The 18,526-nt window shown below is 63.7% G+C and carries 18 protein-coding genes; 2 read left to right on the top strand and 16 right to left on the bottom strand.

Annotated elements, in window-relative coordinates; genetic code table 11:
- Positions 1-432: 432 nt before the first annotated feature.
- The 4 genes from ACO41U_RS04255 to ACO41U_RS04240 form a co-directional block, all read right to left on the bottom strand.
- Positions 433-777, bottom strand: a complete 345-nt coding sequence (locus tag ACO41U_RS04255) for a hypothetical protein (RefSeq protein ID WP_485941862.1) — start codon at positions 775-777, stop codon at positions 433-435.
- A gap of 22 nt (positions 778-799) precedes the next feature.
- Complete coding sequence (locus tag ACO41U_RS04250) at positions 800-4,606, bottom strand: pilus assembly protein (RefSeq protein ID WP_485941860.1); 3,807 nt, start codon at positions 4,604-4,606, stop codon at positions 800-802.
- Between the two features lie 100 nt (positions 4,607-4,706).
- Entirely contained in the window at positions 4,707-5,483 is a 777-nt protein-coding gene (locus ACO41U_RS04245) for a hypothetical protein (protein WP_485941858.1), read from the bottom strand.
- On the bottom strand, positions 5,480-6,559 hold the full coding sequence (locus ACO41U_RS04240) for a type II secretion system protein (protein WP_485941856.1): 1,080 nt from the start codon (positions 6,557-6,559) through the stop codon (positions 5,480-5,482). The genes ACO41U_RS04245 and ACO41U_RS04240 overlap by 4 nt, the downstream gene beginning before the upstream one ends.
- Before the next feature lie 438 nt (positions 6,560-6,997).
- Here ACO41U_RS04240 and ACO41U_RS04235 point away from each other — a divergent pair, with 438 nt between their 5' ends.
- Entirely contained in the window at positions 6,998-7,510 is a 513-nt protein-coding gene (locus ACO41U_RS04235) for a hypothetical protein (protein WP_485941854.1), read from the top strand.
- A 63-nt stretch (positions 7,511-7,573) separates the two neighbouring features.
- Positions 7,574-7,969, top strand: coding sequence for a hypothetical protein (locus tag ACO41U_RS04230; protein ID WP_485941852.1), 396 nt, complete (start codon positions 7,574-7,576; stop codon positions 7,967-7,969).
- 47 nt (positions 7,970-8,016) lie between these two features.
- On the opposite strand, the gene ACO41U_RS04225 is transcribed toward ACO41U_RS04230, so the two are convergent.
- From ACO41U_RS04225 to ACO41U_RS04170, 12 genes are all read right to left on the bottom strand, one after another.
- Entirely contained in the window at positions 8,017-8,676 is a 660-nt protein-coding gene (locus ACO41U_RS04225; protein ID WP_485941850.1) for a DUF501 domain-containing protein, read from the bottom strand.
- A 12-nt stretch (positions 8,677-8,688) separates the two neighbouring features.
- Positions 8,689-9,132 carry a S1 RNA-binding domain-containing protein gene (locus ACO41U_RS04220; protein WP_298779581.1) on the bottom strand — a complete coding sequence of 148 codons (444 nt, stop codon included), beginning with the start codon at positions 9,130-9,132 and terminating at the stop codon, positions 8,689-8,691.
- A 55-nt stretch (positions 9,133-9,187) separates the two neighbouring features.
- On the bottom strand, positions 9,188-9,766 hold the full coding sequence (locus tag ACO41U_RS04215) for a hypothetical protein (protein ID WP_485941847.1): 579 nt from the start codon (positions 9,764-9,766) through the stop codon (positions 9,188-9,190).
- 4 nt (positions 9,767-9,770) lie between these two features.
- Complete coding sequence (locus tag ACO41U_RS04210) at positions 9,771-10,316, bottom strand: hypothetical protein (RefSeq protein WP_298779587.1); 546 nt, start codon at positions 10,314-10,316, stop codon at positions 9,771-9,773.
- A gap of 51 nt (positions 10,317-10,367) precedes the next feature.
- The gene (locus tag ACO41U_RS04205) at positions 10,368-10,703 is read right to left on the bottom strand and encodes a hypothetical protein (RefSeq protein ID WP_298779590.1); all 336 of its coding nucleotides are present in this window, start codon (positions 10,701-10,703) and stop codon (positions 10,368-10,370) included.
- Positions 10,704-10,795: 92 nt separating this feature from the next.
- Positions 10,796-12,412 carry a flagellar assembly protein A gene (locus ACO41U_RS04200; protein ID WP_298779593.1) on the bottom strand — a complete coding sequence of 539 codons (1,617 nt, stop codon included), beginning with the start codon at positions 12,410-12,412 and terminating at the stop codon, positions 10,796-10,798.
- A gap of 60 nt (positions 12,413-12,472) precedes the next feature.
- Positions 12,473-13,255 (bottom strand): FliA/WhiG family RNA polymerase sigma factor, encoded by a 783-nt coding sequence (locus ACO41U_RS04195; protein WP_485941844.1) that lies wholly within the window; start codon positions 13,253-13,255, stop codon positions 12,473-12,475.
- 57 nt (positions 13,256-13,312) lie between these two features.
- Positions 13,313-13,801 carry a chemotaxis protein CheD gene (locus ACO41U_RS04190; RefSeq protein ID WP_485941842.1) on the bottom strand — a complete coding sequence of 163 codons (489 nt, stop codon included), beginning with the start codon at positions 13,799-13,801 and terminating at the stop codon, positions 13,313-13,315.
- Between the two features lie 2 nt (positions 13,802-13,803).
- Entirely contained in the window at positions 13,804-14,439 is a 636-nt protein-coding gene (locus tag ACO41U_RS04185) for a chemotaxis protein CheC (protein WP_409152614.1), read from the bottom strand.
- Between the two features lie 14 nt (positions 14,440-14,453).
- Positions 14,454-16,544, bottom strand: a complete 2,091-nt coding sequence (locus ACO41U_RS04180; RefSeq protein WP_485941840.1) for a chemotaxis protein CheW — start codon at positions 16,542-16,544, stop codon at positions 14,454-14,456.
- A gap of 133 nt (positions 16,545-16,677) precedes the next feature.
- Complete coding sequence (locus ACO41U_RS04175) at positions 16,678-17,781, bottom strand: protein-glutamate methylesterase/protein-glutamine glutaminase (RefSeq protein ID WP_485941838.1); 1,104 nt, start codon at positions 17,779-17,781, stop codon at positions 16,678-16,680.
- A 1-nt stretch (position 17,782) separates the two neighbouring features.
- Positions 17,783-18,526, bottom strand: a complete 744-nt coding sequence (locus ACO41U_RS04170; protein ID WP_298777608.1) for a flagellar brake protein — start codon at positions 18,524-18,526, stop codon at positions 17,783-17,785.

Genomic DNA, 18,526 nt, shown 5'->3' with positions numbered 1-18,526 from the left:
ACGAGATGGTGCCGTCGCCGTTGTCCCAGCAGGAGAAGAGCGGGGTGTGGGCCAGGGCAGCCCCCGCAAGGGCCAGGACCAGGGCCACGGCCACGACGCAAGACAAGGCCTTTCTGTTCATCTTAAAAAAACCTCCTTAAGGTTAAGATGCGCAACCGTCCGATTCAACAAAGGTTATTCGCTGCAAACAAAAGTTAACTGAACACCTAAACTATACTCCGCCTTCTCGAAAGCTGTCAAGGCCGCAAGGGCAAATACCGTATTTTGCGCGAGGCGATGCTCCGCGTATTTCCCTTAGCTCAGGCTAAAGCCCCCGTCCAATGCGCCCGCGGCCCGCAGGAGATGCTCCCGGCGGCCACTGCCTTCCAAAATATAAAAAGGCAGAAGGATCCCCCTTGGACCCTTCCGCCTTCAGAGCGGCACGTGAACGCGTCACTGCACGATGCAGTTGATGATCTCCTTCGTATCCTCGATGATCTCAACGGTGACGTAGCGTTTCCGGTAACTCTGGAGAAATATCTTTTTCTCCACGTTCTGTCCCTTTTCGTCCCAAAAGGTGCAGCCTGGGCCTAGGGGCCCCGACACGAGCTCTCCGTTGACGCTCAGCGTCAGGTACTCACCTTCCGCATCGCTCCCTATCTCCTCGAGGATTCCCGTCACCTCCAGGAGCGAAGGCTCCGCCATCGCCGCCGCCTGGGAGGACAGTCCTAAGAGGAGCGCCAGCGCCAGCGCCCAGGCTGTCATCCCCCTGACGCTTCTCATCTTCAGCTTACTCATCCGTATCGCCTCCCCTCTCTACTTATATTGTGCAGGACACCTCTGCGTCCATCCCGCCGTTCAAGTCCAGGTCGCGCCAGTAGTCGTTGAAGGGGATGCCGTAGACGTAATCCGGCTGCGCCACCTCCGGGAGGGACAGGTTGAGCATGTTGTTGCCCACTCTTTGCCCACCGAGACGCTCCGCCACCTCATTGAGGGCACCCGCTCGCTTCTCCTCCACTGAGAGGAGCAGGCGTCCCCGCAGGCCCGTCACGCCCACGATCTTCAAGCCCTCCATCTCGATGCTCTTCATGGAGCCGTACCCCGTCTCCGCATCCAGGACATAGAGTCGGGCGATACCGCTATCGACCCTGGTGCAGGGAGCGTCTGCAGCTTTCTCCTGCTTGAAGGTCGGAACGAACAGGTTGCCATTATAGAGGTAGGGTGCCATTGATGGCTCTTCGGCCTCATACTTCCCCATCGCCTCCTCCATGCGGAAGAACCAGCCCTGAGCCTTTTCATTGAGGTTCAGGGAATGGCTTGCGGCGGCCTCGTTCTTTGTCGACACCTCCGGAAGGGTGCGCATGGCCAGGTCCTTCATGGAGGACGTCTCGGACAGGCGGTCCAATCGCAGCAGGAAGACGAACTGCTGCTCGTTCGCGACCTTCCGAGTTTTGTCGGTGCCAGACCCCGGCGCCAGTGTGTTGCAGGTGGCTCCCACGAGGGAGTTCATGCCGTCCCGCAGCCTGACCAGGCGGCGCAGGCGATAGTGAGAGGAGACGGGCTTCCCCATGTCCTTACCGCCCTTGTCCACGGTGTTCACCCGGAAAACGCTCCGCAGAGTCCAATCACTCACCTCGGTCCAAGTCAGGGCACCTTCGGAGTTGGTGGTAGTCAGAGTGCAGTTCAGGATGTTGCCTGAGCTGTCGGACGTAAAGAATTCGAACGTCTTATCCTTCTTGGACACCGGAACGATGGGAGCCAGGACCATCCCCAAGTCGGCGGGCGCCCCTGGGTGCTTCTCTAGCTTGCGACCATCCAGGCGGTTCAGAATCGAGCCGTCCCGCGGGTCCAGCACGTAGATGGCCTTCCCCTGATCGTCCCGGCCCAGATTGTAGCCCAGCCCGCCGGGCAGGACTCCCACCACGTCGTACTGGTCAGTCGAGACAGGGATCAGAGCCGCCGCCTGAAGGGTCAGGCCAAGGCTGCTGTAGTTGAAGTCCCGGTGGTCGCTTGCGCTGACCGGCGCCGCAGCACCCCAGCGACGCACGCTGTCCATGGGGTTCGGCTCCGGAGCGGCGTAACGCACGTTGTCCACAGCCCACAGGAACTGCGGCGTCGTCTTACGATTCGTAACGTCCACAGCGTAGATGCCGCTTCCGCCGTAGCCCGTAGTGGCCAGCAACACACTCTGCTGATCTGCGGAGTCCACCGAGCCCTCGGACATCAGCCCGTCCAAGGTCACCAAAGCCACAGAACGGTAGGAGTCCGCGGTGGTCCCGTCGCCGTTGTACCAGCGGCCCGCCGGATCGAACTTCATGGCCCGAATACGCCCCTGAAAGGCGTTGGGTGGGATGAAGGCCCAAAGTTCCGCCCCCGTGGCCTCGTCCAAGGCGTGCAGCATGCCGCGATTCGTCTGAAGGAAGATGTCGCTCGAGTCGGAAGTGCGGTCCACCTTCAGGAAGTTGGAGTGCTGGGAGTCCCCCAGAGGAGTGGCCTTCGTGTCCTGATCGACGTCCTTCGGCCGGTAGAGCCAGCGGCGGAAATCCACCACCTTGCCCTCCGGAACGTTCGCCAGCTGAGCGAACCGCTCCGACGATACCCCGCGCAGCTCCGTCACGCTCTGCCCCGGCGTGCCTGCGTCATAGAGCGGGGTGTAGATGCGGCGCGACGAACCCGCTCGGTCCATAAGGGTCCCTGCCCGCCAGATGCCCGCGTCCATACTGATCGCTCCCGTCCCCAGGAGGGAGAGGTCGTGGCAACTGAACTCGGCGGCCCACTGGTCGGCGAGCTGAGGATCGTAACTCAAAGCGTAGACCCGCCCCTCATCGATGTCCTCCTGCATGACGATCTTGGGCGAGCCCACGAGGCCGCCGCCCGACTTGGCGTCCTCGTTGATGAGCTTCAGCACGCTCAACATGCTCTTGATGAGCTTCGGCACGTCGTTGGCGAAGAGGGCCTTCTGGTTCTCGTCCTTGACCCAGTCGTCGCCCTGCTTCTTCGGCCGCCCATTTGCAGCGACCTCGTTGAGGGACTTGATCAGTTTCTTGGAGTTGGTGTCCGTGGCGTTTTCGTTCACGAAGCCCACCACCAGGGTGCGTATGCCTTTGTCCATGGCGTACGCCATTTCCTTCCAGCCGCTTCCGGTCTGCTCCCGGCCTCGCAGGGTATGGTTGGGCGCCACAGAGTTCCGGTAGAGCTCCAGCGCCGCTTCGGGCGCGGTACGAAGCTTCTTGCCGTTTAGTATCCCCTCCTGCTCGTCGTTGCCCGCCGTGAAGACCACCACCCAGTTGCTCTGGCAACTGCCCCGCACGGGGAAGAACCCAGCCCCCTTATTGAAGGGGAGACCCAGGGGTGAAAAGAAGTCGATGGCGCTGCCCACGGCCTGACCAGCCGTCAGCCCCTCAGATGTGGTGGAAGTAGTGAGGTTCAGGCGAGAATGCCCCTGCCGTTCGTTTGATGGGGCATAACGGATTGCATCGCACCCATCGATACCTCCGAAGAGGTCCTTTGCTCCTTGGAGGTAGTCGCGGGCATAGAGGGAGGTGGAGATGGGGGACTGGCCGTCAGCGAAGAGCTCTGGATTGTCGAAACGGCCGGGGTTATTGTGCTCCGTCACCGTTTCCACGCCGTCGATGTACTGCCGGAAGCCCGCGAGGTGGGGCGTGGGCTTGAAGCGGCCTGGAGCATCCTCCACGTAGAAGCGATCGAAGGGTGCCAGCAGGATCGCCCGATGCACGTGGTTCCACGTCCTCTTACCCGGGGGGGCGCTGTAGTAATCACGCAACACACCGATATAGGCGTACGAGGAGTGCCCGTAACTCTGATTGGCGGAGCCGATGGCCCAGTCCGGAAGTCTTCCGTATTTAAAGACTCCATTCATATCATAGTCCGGGTACTTGTAAACGTCCGCCAGCAGCTGTCCCGGTGAATCATCCTGGATGTTGGTGGCAACAGCAATGTTCATATTGGAGAGCAACTCCGCGTTCTCCGGCTCCGTCAGGCGCCACAGAACGAGCTTCATCATGTACATGCGGCTGTCGTTGGGCACCAGCTGGTCGTAGGCATTCATGCTGGGGTGGAAGTTCTTCGGAGCGTAAGGGGACCCGTTGTAGTGCGGGTAGCCGGTGACCTTCATGCCGTCTCTGACACCCGCCGGCAGTCTGCCGTTCTTGAACGTCAGGAAGTATGGGTTGCCCGGCTTGGAACTGTAATAGCAGTCCGCGCTCCCGATCTCGTTGTTGCTGTTGTCCAGGTCCCGGCCCCAGCGGGTAGCTTTCGCAACAGTCCAGTCGTTCACGGGATAGGATCCCATGCCGAAGGTACACTCCTTCAGGTAGTTGGCGAACTCGACATCCTGCCCCGGCTTCAGCACAAACCCCCCCCCATCCTGAGTGGCCAGGGGCATAATGCCCTTGGGGGTGAACACCATCTGAGATCCCACGTCCAGCAGGAACAGCACGTTGGGGATCGGAATCTCAATGGGTACCGTCACGGGGTAATCCGTCTTCGGGTGGACACGCACCTGCGCCGCCTCCGCCCGCGGAGCGCCGCAGGCCAGGAGCACCAGGGCCACGAGGCAGGCGGACAGCGCGCGCGGCGCGCGCGGATGGAACCGCAAAGCTGTCATGAGAAGACCTCCTTTGTAAAGTTGCAAACTCAAACAAGCATAAACCCAAAACGGGGACGTAACGAAAAAACCGTCGGCTGATTCGGCAGCGACGCGGGCTTCACCTCCGCGAGGGGATCATCACGTAGAACATCTCTTCAAAGCGGCGCACGGGCCGCGCCCGCCCCTCTCGAAAGACGTCGGCCCGGATGAGGTAGGCGCCGAAATTTCGGTAAAAGCTCAAACGCTTTTCGTCGTTCACCGTGCCGCCACCACCCGGACCGCTGCCACCGGCATTGCCGCCGCCGCTGCTCGCTCCGGAGTTCTCGGTACTGTAGCTCTCGATCCATTGCTGAAGGGACTTGGACGCGTACTCGGCGGCAGGCATGATGGAGGGGGGGAAGTCCGCGTCGGGCACGAAGCCCTTGACGTCTTGTGGCTTGTAGTTCGCGTCGAAGACCTGAAGCCGGATGAAGGTGCGAACGTGATCCGAGCCCCAGCGATCCGCGGGGAGGGGGATATCCCGGCTCAACAGAGCCGTGAGGGGCGCTGCTGCCACAACCCGCAGATCTTCGGTTCCACGGATGGTGAAGTAGTCCTTACTGACCGGTTCCCCCTGACCGTGGAGCACCGTACCGCCCTGGGGGCTGAGGTCGTCGCTGCGGCGGATGTTCTCCGCCACGATGAGGCCCTTGGTCTGCTCGATGAGGCCCCTCGCGTCGATGTCGACAGCGTAGCTCCCCCTTGAGAAGATGTCCGTCACATGCATATAGTGGGCCAGCGTGAGGATCGCGACCGAGATCGCTGCCCCCACCAGGACGATGATGAGTGCCGTGGGCAGAACAAAGCCCCGTCTGCGCCCGCAAGACTTCCCTATGAATCCGAATGTCGTTGTCAATTCCGTATCCTCCATGCTCTGTTCTCCACCAGAATGCGGCGGTCCTTCCCCCCGATGTCCGGCGCACCGTCGGGCCACCCCGCCGGGCGGAGGGGAGCAGCGCCCTGACGGTCCGCGTTGATCCCCTGGACCGCCAGAGCCATCTGGAGGATGCGCGTCCTGGGGTTGAAGCGAAACCACACCCCCGCGACGTTCCTTGCCAGCACGCGATGCGTTCCTCCACCTTGCAGGACGTCCGGCTCCAGCTGGGGCGGCATGACGTAGAACTCCTGAATCAGCTCTTCGTTCACCACGCGCAGCCGCGAGGCCCGCACCGCGTGAAGTTCTTCGAACCCCCGAAGGGGACTGCCCAGAAGGATATGAGCGGCCTCGGCCCCCGGCGCGATCTTGACCACGGCGCGACTGCCGCCGCCCTCCAACCTCTCAACGTAGAGCGGCAGCCCGAAGCTCGGCAGCGTTACCCACTGATCCTGCGACACCGGAAGGACGCCCCCGTCCGCGCCGCGCAGGGCGAGCCTTTGTCCGCTCCAGTACCCTACGTCCATCGACAGTTGTTGGAAGTTGATCCATGACTCATAGCTGCCCGTGGGCTGCTTCATCTTATCCGCGCCACCGCTCCCGGCCACGTCCGGACTGATCACCCGCCCCAACGGAACGGACCAGGCGAAGTAGAGCTCCGGACCACAGTAATAACCGTCCGCATCCGGCGCCGTGATGCGCCCGGCGGGCTGCCTCACGTCCCCACTGGCCACCGTCACAGGCCCACCCCACGCACTGCCCCACGCCCCCATAGAGGACATGACGGAGGCGTTCGGCTGGCTACCGACCGCCGCAAAGGACGCCGCAAAGGCACCACTGCCGGCGGCATTGTTGGGCAGGCCCAACCCGATGCTGCTGAAGGGCGAGGACAGGGCGCCGAAGGCCCCCTCAATCTCCGCCCTGGCAATGGCGTAGTCCTCCGTCTGCCACTGGCTGGAGAAGTACATCGCGAGCGCCGAGAACACAGCGCCCATGACGATGCCGAAGATGATCAGCACGATAAGAATCTCAACCAAGGTGAACGCACGTCTTCTCATAAGTTCCGGCCTCCTGGCTGGCGGGCTTGAAAGCGGCCTCCTGCGCCCCTCGGCGCAGCAAAAAGCCCACTTCCAAAAACCCCGTCTCGCATACTTCTTTAAAATCACAATCATGATAATACAAAAAAGGCTCAAAGGGAAGGTTCTCTATGAGGCTTAAGATTCATTTTTTATCTGACTCAAAGAGCCGGGGAAAAAATCGTAAAATCAGGACGCAGTCCGTCATTTCAAGGTTTTTCAGTGATTGCTCTCCCCTTGCCACAAAGGACTATCTCCTCAAAACTATTGGCAGAACGGACTGAACCACAGTAATGCCTTTCTACTATTCTTTATGAACCTTAAGATTCAATTGACAAAAGTCTTGATGCCTTTTACCATAGATTGCAGGATATAATTGAGGAATCCTCGGGGAATCCCCGCGGAGAAAGGGAGGATGACATGAGAGCGAATACAGGCGCCGGGATGACGGCGGCAGCGATAGCGATAAAGAGGGGTAAGCGACGTGGCGCCTCCATGGTGGAGGCTCTGATCTTGATCGTCGTGGTGATGGTGGTCATCGGCGGGCTCTTCAACAGTATCGGTGTTTCCATGCGCCTACGCAGTCACTCCCAGATGGACTTGGACGGCTACATGACGGCGCAGTCGCTGTTTGAAGCGCTAGCCTCGACCGACCCCAGGACCATCACCAATCAAAGCAGCCTGACATCGGCCGTCCAAGCGGCGGCCAAACAGCTTGGAGGCACGACGAGTGGAGGAAAACTCCACATCCGCGCCTTTCAGCTCACCCCAACCTATATTGAGGAAGATGGCTCTCGAGTCATCCGCCTGAGCCTCGCAATGGACGGGGCGGCCGGGAGGAAGGCGCTGACCTTCACCAGTGGCATGAACGCCTACGCCCAGGACGGCGTGCCGGACAGACCCTACAGGCGGCAACTCTACGACCTACCCTAAGGAGTTTGCCAGGGCGCTCAGAGGAAACGATCAGCGACAGTTTTTTATCATGGAGGTCTTTTCATGAACGACATCTCGCTGCAACATAGCGCCACAACGGAGACCAAACGCCGAAGGTCCGGCGCGATGGTCCGAAAGACGACAGGGCTGGTCTGCGCCCTACTGGCGGTGGTGACGAGTGTGGACATCAGCTCCTCGGCCAAAGAGCTCATCGCGGCGCGGGGCCTCACGGACCTCTGGGTCAGCGACGCCTATCGCTACTGCCCGAAGGGGAACAGGCTGGCCATAATACGGGAGGGCATACCGGACGAGGGGGGCCCGTGGGACGAGGTGCGGGTCGGGGACATGACCGTCCGCATCCCCCGCAACAAGCGCTATCAGAACGACGTCCCCCGCATCGTGAGCACGACCTTGGCGGGCACGGAATGTCTCGCTGTGGCGGGCGAGATAGAGAAATAGGACGTCGGCCCTGAGCCGGCGCAAAAAACAAAGGATCGGGGGGGCCTTTAACAGGCCCCCCCGATCCTTTGCGCTCTCTCCACCTGCACTGCGCGAGGTACCCGCAGCGCGCACTCTGTCCGGCCATCGCAGGGAGCGTCCAGCCCCTGTTCCCGAAGCCACTCCTCGCCCGGATGGTGCCCCAGCGCCAGCCACGAGGCCGCCTGCAGGTGCAGGCACTTGACGTGGACCGAGCCGCCGCCCCGCACCCCGCCGACGCCCCCGCGGGCCAGGGCCTCCAGCATGGGAGGGCACGACGCCCGCAGGGCCTTCAGGCCCCGGCCTCCCAGCAGCCCCAGCCGCAGCAGGGCGTGGAGGCGGCTGTAACGCAGCCACGCCTCCGGCGCGCGTTCCGTCAGCCACGCCTCCAGCGCGCTCACCCCTCCGGCGGACTCCGCCGCGCCCGCCCGGCGGCTCAGGTGCGGACAGGTCAGCCAGAAGGTCGTTGGGAAGGGCTTCAGCTCCCCGCCCGTCCTGGAGAGGGGCGCGCAGACCAGCACGCGGAGGCCGCCCAGCGGACAGGGCGCGGCCCCGCCCAGGACGACCGAGGGATCGAACCGGTGCCCGGCCATCTGGCGACACACCCGCTCCAGTTCCGCCTCCGTCAGCGGCGCGTAAAAAAGGGGAGGCGTCCGCCTCCCCACAGGGTCGAAATAAACCTTCACCACAGAAGCCGTGCCTCAGCCACGCGGGCGCCCGCCGCCACCCGGCTTTCTGCGGCCGGACCGGGGGGCGCCCGACTTGCTCGACTTACTGTTCAGGTCCGCGATCTTGGCCTCGCTCACCTTCAGGAAGGAGGCCATCTTCTTCTCGAAGCTGTCCTTCTCGTCGCGAGAGAGCGGCACCTGCACCATGGGACGTTCCTCCACCTTCTTCAGGGAGAGGTCGATGCGCCCCTTGTCGTCGATCTTGATGACCTTGGCCTTGACGTTCTGCTGCAGGGAGAGGACGTCCTCAACCTTCTTGACGAAGTTAAAGGACAGTTCGGAGATGTGGATCATCCCCCGCTTCCCGGACTCTGTCAGGCTGACGAACGCCCCGTAGGGCATGATCTGCGACACGACGCAGTCCACCAAGTCGCCCACCCTGACCGAAGAAGTATCCTCCCTCTTCTCCTCGCTCATTTGCAACACAAACCCCCATTTAGTGAGTTAAAGTATCGGGCGGCAGGCCCGCCCGTCACACCCAGAGCCACTCCAGCTTCGCCCCAGCACCGAGGCGTCTAGCGAGGAACAGCCCTGCCGGCTTGAAATGCCGGCTGCGAGGATTATACCAGATAAACAGCGTTCCACGCTGCCGGTTCAGGGCCAATTTTACCACAGCTCCCTCGATTAGGGGACCGTACCACGCCAGCACCGCCACGCCCGGCAGGTTGGGCCGGGGTGTCCGCGCGGTGAGCCGGTTGCCCCGCTCCTGGGGAAGGGCCAGGACCCGCCGTAGCCCGTCCTTTGACCGGACGCTGCGAACGAGGGACATCCGGGCCGCGGCCGCCGTGGGGACCCGTCGCCGCACCCTCTCCCCGCGCACCCGCACCAGATCCCGCGAGAAGCGAAAGCCCCGGCTCGAGCACTCGAGCCCGCCGCGGAAGGACAGGAGGGCGGGGGCCCTCACCTGCATCCGGGTGCGCATCGGGTGGACCTCTGCCCCCCTCCGCAGCGTTCCCACCGCGGGGGACTCCATGGCTGGCGTGCCGCAGCGCACCCTCAGGCGGCCCAGGACGTGGCGGGCGAAATAGCTCCGAATCTCCTCCAGAGCCACCGCCCTACTCCTCCCCCAGGGAGGTCAGCGCCTTGCGTATCCGGCCAAAGGGCTCCAGGAGCTCCATGGTCCTCGCGGCGTCCGTCAGCAGGGAGGCGGTCTGTTGCACCTCGTCCTGCCGCACGCCCTCGGAAAATGTGGCCCGAAGGGGGGCGCTCACCGCGTCCGCCTGGATCAGCACGACGTTCGCGCCCCCCATGGGCTCCACGCTGCCGGCGCTCTCGAGGGGCGCGTGGGTCGAGGCGGAGAGCACGACACACTTCGCCTTTTCCAGGGCCTTGATCGGAGCCAGCAGCTCCTCCGCGTCGCAGATCCATAGCTGCGGCTTCGTCTCCACCGCCCCCAGCAGGCTCTGCAGGATCAGCTCCTCCCGGAGGTAGACGTCCAGCGCGCTGCCGTAGAGGATACGCTCCAGCTTCGTCGGACGGATCGGGTCCGTGTACCGGAAGTCCAGGGGAATCCCCCGAAGGTCCACCACCAGCGAAGCGCCGCGGAACTGGCCCTCCTCGCCGTCGATCACGATGTAGCCCAGGCCGTTATTCGACGCCATCACGCAAACCCCACCTCCAGCTCCTTCGCTCCATCGACCCGCTGCGCCGTCTCAGGCATAGAATTCAAAGCCCTTATCCTGGGTCTTCGCGGCAACCGCCTCATGAGGCGCCTCGGCCTCCGCTTCCCCTGCCGGCTCGGAGCGCTGAAAGGAGTCCTGGGCGTCACGCCTGCGGCCCTCTCGCTCCTCCTCGTCGGTGCGGCGGCGCACCTTCCGCACCCCGGCGGCTGCCTCGTTGGCCTGAACCATCTGCGTGCGCCTCAGGCTGTCGCGGACCACCTCCTGTCCCTGCCCCGTATCCTGGGCGGCCGCGAGGGCATTCCGCGTCAACTGAGCGCTGTTCTCAACGTTAAACTGCGACATCAAAAGGCTGATCGGCTGGACCATTCAAGCACCTCCTAAGGCTTTGGGCGCGCGCCGCCTCCGCCGGAGGACGCCGGCCGCGACCTCGCACTATAGCGGTATGGACAGGACGACGTTTAGCTTTTTGGGGCCTTTCCGGCGGGCCGATAGTCGAAGGGCTTGAGCGTCACGGCGCCCTCATCCGCGACGAAGGCCGTGTAGCGGCAGATCTCGCGCACCAGGTACGTGAGGCCGCGAATGGTGATCTGAACCCCCGGATAGCAGATGTCCCGGACGCGGACGATCCCGCTCTCGTTCAGGACGTCCAACTCGTGCTGGATGTCCCTGATCTCCACGCTCATGCTCTCCACGGCAGCCTGAAGCTGAAACTTCATCTTCACCAGGCTCATCAGCATACCCCGCTTCTGGCTGTCCATCTGACCCGACGCCTCCAGCTTCTTCAGGAAGAGCAGGTTGGGCTCGATCTTCTCCAGGTTCTCGTTGCACCGGTCCACCTCGGCCAGGAGGACGCGCCTCCGCTCCATCAGGGTCGGCGGGAAGCCCACGACGACCTCCGTCCTGGTCCCCATCTCGCTGCCCAGCACCTGACAGGAGAACTCCATGCCGCACTCGATGCGTCCTCCGGCTACCTGGGACTTCTGGCCGCCGAGGACGATGACCGACTGCTTCGCGTAGATGCGGCTGTGCAGGATGGCATTCTTCACCGTGATCGTCCCGCCGCTGCGGATCGTCGCCTGGTCCGCGAAGCCGATGTTCACGTCGCCCTCGGCCCGGATGGTGGCCTTACCCATGCCCCGGACCCCTGCGTTGATGGTCACGGCGGACTCGCTGTACACCTCCGCGCCCTCCACCATCTCCCGCACGTCGATGTTGCCCTTGGCGATGACGTGAAAGCCCTCCCGCACCGACCCGTTGATGCGGACCGCGCCGGTGAAGTCGATGCTCCCCACGCTGAAGTCCACGTCACCCCCGACTTCAAGCTCCGGCAGCACCACCAGCTTGCCGCCCTGGTTCTTCAGCTGACCCTCGACCGTCGCCACAAGGGACAGGGGGTTCTCCTCCGACGGCGCCAGCCCCTCCCCGAAGGAAAAGTCCACGTCCTTCACCTCCGCGGCGGCGAGCGTCGTGCCGATGACGGTGGAGCCATTTTTGCCGGGGACCGCCGCGTGCTTCACAGCCACCACCTCGCCCGGGTGGACGTTGATCAGCGCACTGCGGCTCCAGAAGTCGATCTTCTCCCCCTCCCGGATCTCGGGCGGCTTGTCCGGGTCCAGGATCAACTCGATCCGGGCGTTCTTTCCCTCCACAGGGGGGACGCCGCGGGCCACCGCCACGTAATCGTCCGAAAAGCGACGGCTCACGAGGTCCTCGATGGCGGCCTCGTCGATCCCAAAGGCTACGTTCCTGGCCTCCAGCGCGCGGCGAACGCCCTCCGCCGTGGGCCAGGGCTTCGTGAAGAAGGGCGGCTCCAGCAGGACGAAGGCGGTCATGTTGTCCTGCGCGAGCTTCACGATCACCTCCGCGTCCCGCTCCGCCAGTGGGTCCCGCGGGGCAATCTTGCAGGGCTTCTCGCCCTTGGTGCGGATAAAGGCCTCGGCAACCCTCAGGTCGTACTTGCGCACCCCCTGCTTCCTCAGGAGGTCGGCCACGTCGTTCTGGGTGAAGTCCCTATCGGAGGCGGAGAGCCAGATACCCTGCTCATTCGCCTCCAGCTTCAGCTTCGCATCTCCCACTGCACACCCTCCCTGCCGCACCGCTCGAACGCCGGCCTTTGAGGCCACGCCGAAACCGGTTCAAGGCCGTCGAACGGCCCTCCGGGACTCCGCGCCCTGGAGCGTCGCCCGCAGCGCGCTCAGCGCGTGTCCATGGATCTGGGAAACGCGTGACTCCGTCACGCCCAGCACGCGCCCGATCTCCTTCAGCGCAAGCCCCTCGTAATAGTAAAGGGACAGGACCTGCTGCTCCCTCTCCGTGAGCTGCTTCATCGCAGCGACGAGCTGTTCCCGATCGCCCTCGAACTCGAGGCGCTCCTGCGCCCCCTCCCGATCATCGGCCAGCGTGTCCTCAATGGCAACCTCACCGTCCTCAAGGACGGAAACCTCGTCGAGGGAGGCGATGTAACTCCGACTGGCAAGCTCCTGAGCCTCGAGGTACGTCCGCTCATCGACGCCCATCTCCTGCATCACCCAGTCGTCCCGCAGGCGCCCACGGTCCCTCAGCACCCTCTCCATCGCCCGGTTGAGGCGCTGCACCTTCTCCCGGCCCGTCCGGGAGAACCAGTCGCACTTGCGCAGCTCATCCAGCACGGCGCCCCTAATGCGCGGAACGGCAAACGTCTGAAAGGAGAAGCCCTTCGACAGGTCGAAGCGCTCGATCGCGTCGAGGAGGCCGAAGATTCCGAAGCTCAAAAGGTCCTCGTAGTCCAAGCCGGACGGCGGCGTCACCACCATCCGGCCCACTACATACTTGATCAGGGGCAGGTAGCGCTTCACGATCCGCTCCCGGCACCCCTCGGAACGGGTCTCAGCGTACTCCTTCCACAATGCCAATGCCGCATCGGCGGCCTCAGGGCACAAGGCGTCACCTCCACCATGAAACACAGGAACCGGGCGCTGGTGTCAGAGCTTGGCCCTTCAGATCTCCGTGACGCCCTTCCCCAGGGTCTTGATCTTCAGCATCCAGCTCTCCGTCGAGAACTCCACCGTCCGTCCCTTGTTGCCCCCCGTGTCCGAGGCGACCAGGACGATGCCCATCTTCGAAAGCGCCGCCGTCGTCTCCTTGACGTTCTGGGCGCCGACGGACAGGAAGGCGGCCGGGGCGCCGGGGAGCGCAAACATCTGAGCTCCACCCGCGATCTTCGCCTTGATGCGGGCTTTCGAGGCCCCCTTCTTAATCATCTCGTCGATGATCGCCGGCACGGCCGTGTCCGCGAACTTTCCCACCTTCTCAAGGCCCTGAGCCCCGCGGCTGTTGGGGAGCATGATGTGGGCCATCCCGGCGACCTTGGCGACGGTGTCGAAGACCACGAGGCCGATGCAGGAGCCGAGGCCAAGGGTCACCAGCTTCGCAGGCGCGTTGGCGACCACCAGGTCGGCCATTCCAAGCAGGTAGCTGTTCTCCATATTTAGAGCACCTGCAGCTTTCTCAAAAGCAACTCAAGGGCTTCCGGGTCCGGGAGCATGATGATGTTGCCGGAGATCGGCTTGTCGCCCGTTTCCTCGACCTTCAGCTCCGTGTTGACCATCAGGGCCGTCTCGCCCATCTGGCCGAAGATGGAGGCCACGACGTCCAGGATGGAGGAGAGCATGTCGTGGGCCACGCCCGGCACGGAGATCTGATGCTGCGTCCCGATCAGGAGGTTGATGGCGTTCAGGAAGGAGCTCAGGATGATGTTGCCCACCTCCGTCAGAGCGCTATCGCTCATCTCCTGCGGAAGCTCCTTCGGGATGTTGTCCGCCCCGAACTGCTGCTTCAGGAGGAGGTTCACCATCAGGTCCGCGTCCTCCTCCTTCTGGATGAAGATGAGGCTGCAGCTGAACTCCCCCAGGGAGCGGACGAAGACCGCCGCCATCTGCTGATTGGGGTCCCCGTAATGGCCGGCGAGGTCGTAGATGGAGACCAGCTCCGCCTTCGGCACGTCCATGTCGATCATGCACGAAAGGAGCTTTGAGAGCGCCGTCGCCGCGTTTCCGGTGCCGATGTTGCCGACCTCCCGGATAGCGTCCAGCTGCATGTTGTTGAAAGAACTCAGGTCAAGCATGGCCACTCACCGCATTAGCCCTTGGTGGAGTAGAAGGAGGCCACGTCCAGGATCAGCGCCACGTTTCCGTCGCCCAGGATCGTCCCGCCCGTGATCCCGTCGATCTTCGACAGGAAGCTCCCCAGGGACTTGATGACGATCTCCTGCTGACCGATCAGCTCGCTGACGATGAAGCCGATCTTGTTCTTGCCGATCTTCACCACCACGACGGGGTACTCCTCGCGGTCCTGCTCGATGCCGTCCGCGCCCAAGACGTCGCCCAGGTCGCTCAGGGAGAGGACCTCGCCCCGCAGGATCGTGGCCGGCGCGCCGTGCACCGTCTTGATGTTCTCCTTCCTGACCAGGATCGTTTCCTCCACGTTTTCGAGGGAGATGGCGTAGGTTTCATCCCCCACCTTGATGAGCAGGGAGAGGACGATGGCCAGCGTCAGGGGCAGGCGGATGTAGACGTGAGTCCCCTCGTTCTTCTTCGTCACGAGGTCGAACTGTCCGTTCAGCGCCTCCACCTTGCTCTTGACGGCGTCCATCCCCACGCCGCGCCCGGAGAGGTCCGTCACCTCCTTGGAGAGGCTGAAGCCCGGAAGGAGGACGATCTGGACGGCTTCCTCGTCGCTCATGGAGGCAGCCTGCTCCGGCGTGATAATGCCGCGCTCGACGGCCTTGGCCTTCACCCGGTTCGGGTCGATGCCCGCGCCGTCGTCCGACACCTCGATGACGACGCCGCTGCCCTCCTGATAGGCGGAGATCTTCAAGGTGCCCTTCTCGGGCTTGCCCAGTGCCTTGCGGTCAGCAGGGCGCTCGATGCCGTGGTCCATGGAGTTTCGGATCAGGTGGACCATCGGGTCCCCGATCTCGTCGATCACGGTGCGGTCAAGCTCCGTTTCCTCGCCCTCGAGCACCAGCTCGACGTTCTTCTGCAGCTGTTTGGAGAGGTCACGGATCAGGCGCGGGAATCGGTCGAAGGTGAAGGACACGGGGACCATGCGCAGCTTCGTCACCAGCTCCTGGATGTCGCCCGATATGCGGCCCAGCTGGGACAGTGGCTCGTCGAACTCCCTGAGCCGCGCTTCCTGCACCAGGCGCTCGATGCGGGCCCTGCTGATCACGAGCTCGCCCACCAGGTTCATCAGCTTGTCCAGCCGGCCGATGTCCACGCGCACCGTCTGGCTGGCCTTCTTCGCCGCGCTCTCCTTCTTCTGAGCTGCGGCGCCGGCAGGAGCCGCGGCTGCAGGAGCAGGGGCCGCAGGCGCGGCAGGAGCAGGGGCGGAGGTCGACGCCGCAGTCGGGGCCGCGGCGGGGGGGGGCGCAGCGGCAGCGACCTCAGCCACCGGGGCAGGGGCCGGCGCCGCCTTGATCTCCTCCACGTCGGCGGAGGCGATGTCGCTGATCTTCTCCACCGCCTTCTTGATGTCCTCCGCGGACTCGGAGGAGGCGAGGTAAACCATGAAGTCGAGGTCGAACTGCTCGTTCTCAAGGCCCTCGACGGAGGGCTCCGTCTTGAAGAGGTTGCCCAGCTCCTCAAGGCGGTTGACAGCCATGTAGGCGCGGGCCGCCTTCAGGAGGCAGTTCTCCTTCAGCGTGACGCGAACGCTGAAGGCCGTCATCTTGAGGTCCTTGGCCTCCATGACCCACTCCGCCTCCTGCTGGGAGAGCTCCGAGGCAGCAGCGGCAGCGGGTTCGGCGGCAGCGGCGGGCGCTGCGGGTTCTTCGGACGACATTGGGGCCTCGCCGCGGAACTTCGCCACCATCTGCGAAACGTCGATGTGCGCGTCGTTTCCGCCGTTCCGGATGGAGTCCACCATGTTCTGCAGCGTGTCCAGGCCGGAGAACAGAAGGTTGATGTCCGCCTCGGCAAGCGGCTTCGTTCCCTTGCGCGCCGCGTCCAGGCGATCCTCCATCGCATGGGTCAGCCCCATCATCTGGTTGAAGCCCATGGTCCCCGCCATCCCCTTCAGCGTGTGGGCGGCGCGGAAAATTTCGTTGATGACGTCCATATCGACCATGTTCTTCTCCAGGGCCAGCAGGAGGTCGTCCAGCCTCTGAAGGTTGTCGTCCGTTTCATCCAGGAAAGCGCCAAGGTACTGGCTCATGTCCATATCCGTCATGATCTACCATCCCCAAACTCGTGATATCCAAAAAAACCTGTGCCGGAACGCCGGCACGTTCAAAAAACGCAACGTCCCTCCCCCGCGGGCCTCCGTCGAGGGTCCGGCAGCTCGGCCAAAGCTCTCCGGGCCGTTATTTCACCGCTCTGATCAGGGCGTCGGGGATCTCGTTCAACGGGAGCACCTCGTCCACGATGCCCGCCTCCGCCGCCACCTTCGGCATCCCGTACACCACGCAGGTCTTCTGCGACTCCGCGATCACCCACGCGCCCTTGCGATGCAGGATCGTGGCCCCATCGGTCCCGTCGCGCCCCATCCCCGTCAGGACGACGCAGACGGCGTTTCCGCCGAACTCGTCCGCCACGCTCATGAACATTATATTCGCTGCGGGCTTGACAGACAACACCGGAGGTGCATCCAGGAGCTCGCACACCACCGCACCGTTCCTGCGCTTGAAGATGAGGTGGCTCCCGCCCGGCGCGATGACCACCAGCCCCGGCTTGAGCTCCAGGCCATCCGTCCCCTCCGCCACCTTCAGCGACGAGGCTCCGTCCAGCCGCTTGGCGAAGGAGGCCGTGAAGCCCGGCGGCATGTGTTGCGTGACGACGATGGGGACGGGGAAGTTCCCCGGCAGCTTCGGGATCAGCTCGGACAGCGCCATAGGGCCTCCCGTGGAGGAGGCGATCGCCACGATCTCCCGCCGACGGGCCGACGGGCGCGGCGTCTGGGGCGCCGCAGCCAGCGACTCCAGGAGCGGTCGGGGCCGCTGCCGCATCGCCTCCGCTCCGCCCACTCCCCGCGCCAGCGAACGGACGGAGGCCGTACTGGCTGCCACCACCTTTTCGATCAGCTCCGATCCGACGCTGCGGATGTTCAGCGAGATGGAACCTGACGGCTTGCCCACGAAGTCCACGCACCCCAGGGACAGCGCCTTCATCGTGGTCTCCGCGCCCTCCTGGGTCAGGCTGCTGACCATGATGACCGGAAGCGGGGTCGTCTTCATGATCCGCTCCAAGGCCTCCAGGCCGCCCATGTTGGGCATCTCGACGTCCATCGTCACGATGTTCGGCTTGAGCTCCTTGATCTTCGCCAGGGCGTCCACACCGTCCCGTGCCGTCCCGACCACCTCGATGCGGGGGTCCGACTTCAGGATGTCGCTCAACATCTGCCGCATCAAGGCCGAGTCGTCCACCACCAGCACCCTGATCCTCCCGCTCCTGTCAATAGAAGACGTCATATCACGAACCTCGCCCGCTCAATTCCTGCTGTCGGATGAAAGCGCCCATCAGCTTCTCCGTGAAGGCAGGAAGCCCCTCGTAGACCAGGCCCGCCGAAATCCGCCCCGTTTCGTCCTTCAGGGTCTTCACCATGTCGCAGATGACGAAGAACTCCGTGCCAGAAACGGCCATCTGCAGGAGGTAGCGTGCCCTGAGGCGACACATGTCCGCCTGCTCCTTCTGGATCAGGGCACCCACTCCCCCCAGGCTGATGTCGTTCAGGAGGAGGGGAAACCAGGCCTGGGTCGGGGCCGGCAGGGGCGCCCCCCGCCTCGCGGCCTCAGCCGCCTCGTACTCCGAGTTCACCTCCAAGAGGTACGCCCGCGCCTTGATCCCGCAGGGCACGCGGACGAACATGCGCCGCTGCACCCTCTCAAGCGGCGCACCGAGCCGAAGCCACACCAGAGGGATGGGGACGTTGACGACCGTGCGCACGATCTCCGCCGGGCTCTGGTAGAAGCAGGCGTTGCCCTCCAGGCGCAGCGAGAGCTCCAAGCTGCGGGCCACGGGGAGGAGTGCCCCCTTGAACATGGGGTGCGCCATCCCCAAGAGCGGCCCATCGTTCTCCTTCGCCGGCTCGACGTCCTCAAGCCTCGAGGCGTACTTTCCCTTGTAGAGGCCGGTCGAAAAGCTCAACTCCGCCTTGGCGCCGATGAGGGAGTTGATCAGCTTTAAGTTCTTGTCTTGATCCTGTTCTGTCGCCAT

The organism is Fretibacterium sp., assembly GCF_057312375.1.
This window is presented reverse-complemented; position numbering and strand designations above follow the sequence as displayed.

What these genes read in the sequence shown, in the direction of transcription:
- ACO41U_RS04190 (WP_485941842.1), bottom strand. Translation starts at nt 13,801, where the DNA reads ATGGAGAACAGCTACCTGCTTGGAATGGCCGACCTGGTGGTCGCCAAC.
- ACO41U_RS04170 (WP_298777608.1), bottom strand. Translation starts at nt 18,526, where the DNA reads ATGGCGACAGAACAGGATCAAGACAAGAACTTAAAGCTGATCAACTCC.
- ACO41U_RS04240 (WP_485941856.1), bottom strand. Translation starts at nt 6,559, where the DNA reads ATGAGAAGACGTGCGTTCACCTTGGTTGAGATTCTTATCGTGCTGATC.
- ACO41U_RS04230 (WP_485941852.1), top strand. Translation starts at nt 7,574, where the DNA reads ATGAACGACATCTCGCTGCAACATAGCGCCACAACGGAGACCAAACGC.
- ACO41U_RS04185 (WP_409152614.1), bottom strand. Translation starts at nt 14,439, where the DNA reads ATGCTTGACCTGAGTTCTTTCAACAACATGCAGCTGGACGCTATCCGG.
- ACO41U_RS04180 (WP_485941840.1), bottom strand. Translation starts at nt 16,544, where the DNA reads ATGACGGATATGGACATGAGCCAGTACCTTGGCGCTTTCCTGGATGAA.
- ACO41U_RS04210 (WP_298779587.1), bottom strand. Translation starts at nt 10,316, where the DNA reads ATGGCGTCGAATAACGGCCTGGGCTACATCGTGATCGACGGCGAGGAG.
- ACO41U_RS04250 (WP_485941860.1), bottom strand. Translation starts at nt 4,606, where the DNA reads ATGACAGCTTTGCGGTTCCATCCGCGCGCGCCGCGCGCGCTGTCCGCC.
- ACO41U_RS04235 (WP_485941854.1), top strand. Translation starts at nt 6,998, where the DNA reads ATGAGAGCGAATACAGGCGCCGGGATGACGGCGGCAGCGATAGCGATA.
- ACO41U_RS04175 (WP_485941838.1), bottom strand. Translation starts at nt 17,781, where the DNA reads ATGACGTCTTCTATTGACAGGAGCGGGAGGATCAGGGTGCTGGTGGTG.
- ACO41U_RS04220 (WP_298779581.1), bottom strand. Translation starts at nt 9,132, where the DNA reads ATGAGCGAGGAGAAGAGGGAGGATACTTCTTCGGTCAGGGTGGGCGAC.
- ACO41U_RS04205 (WP_298779590.1), bottom strand. Translation starts at nt 10,703, where the DNA reads ATGGTCCAGCCGATCAGCCTTTTGATGTCGCAGTTTAACGTTGAGAAC.
- ACO41U_RS04255 (WP_485941862.1), bottom strand. Translation starts at nt 777, where the DNA reads ATGAGTAAGCTGAAGATGAGAAGCGTCAGGGGGATGACAGCCTGGGCG.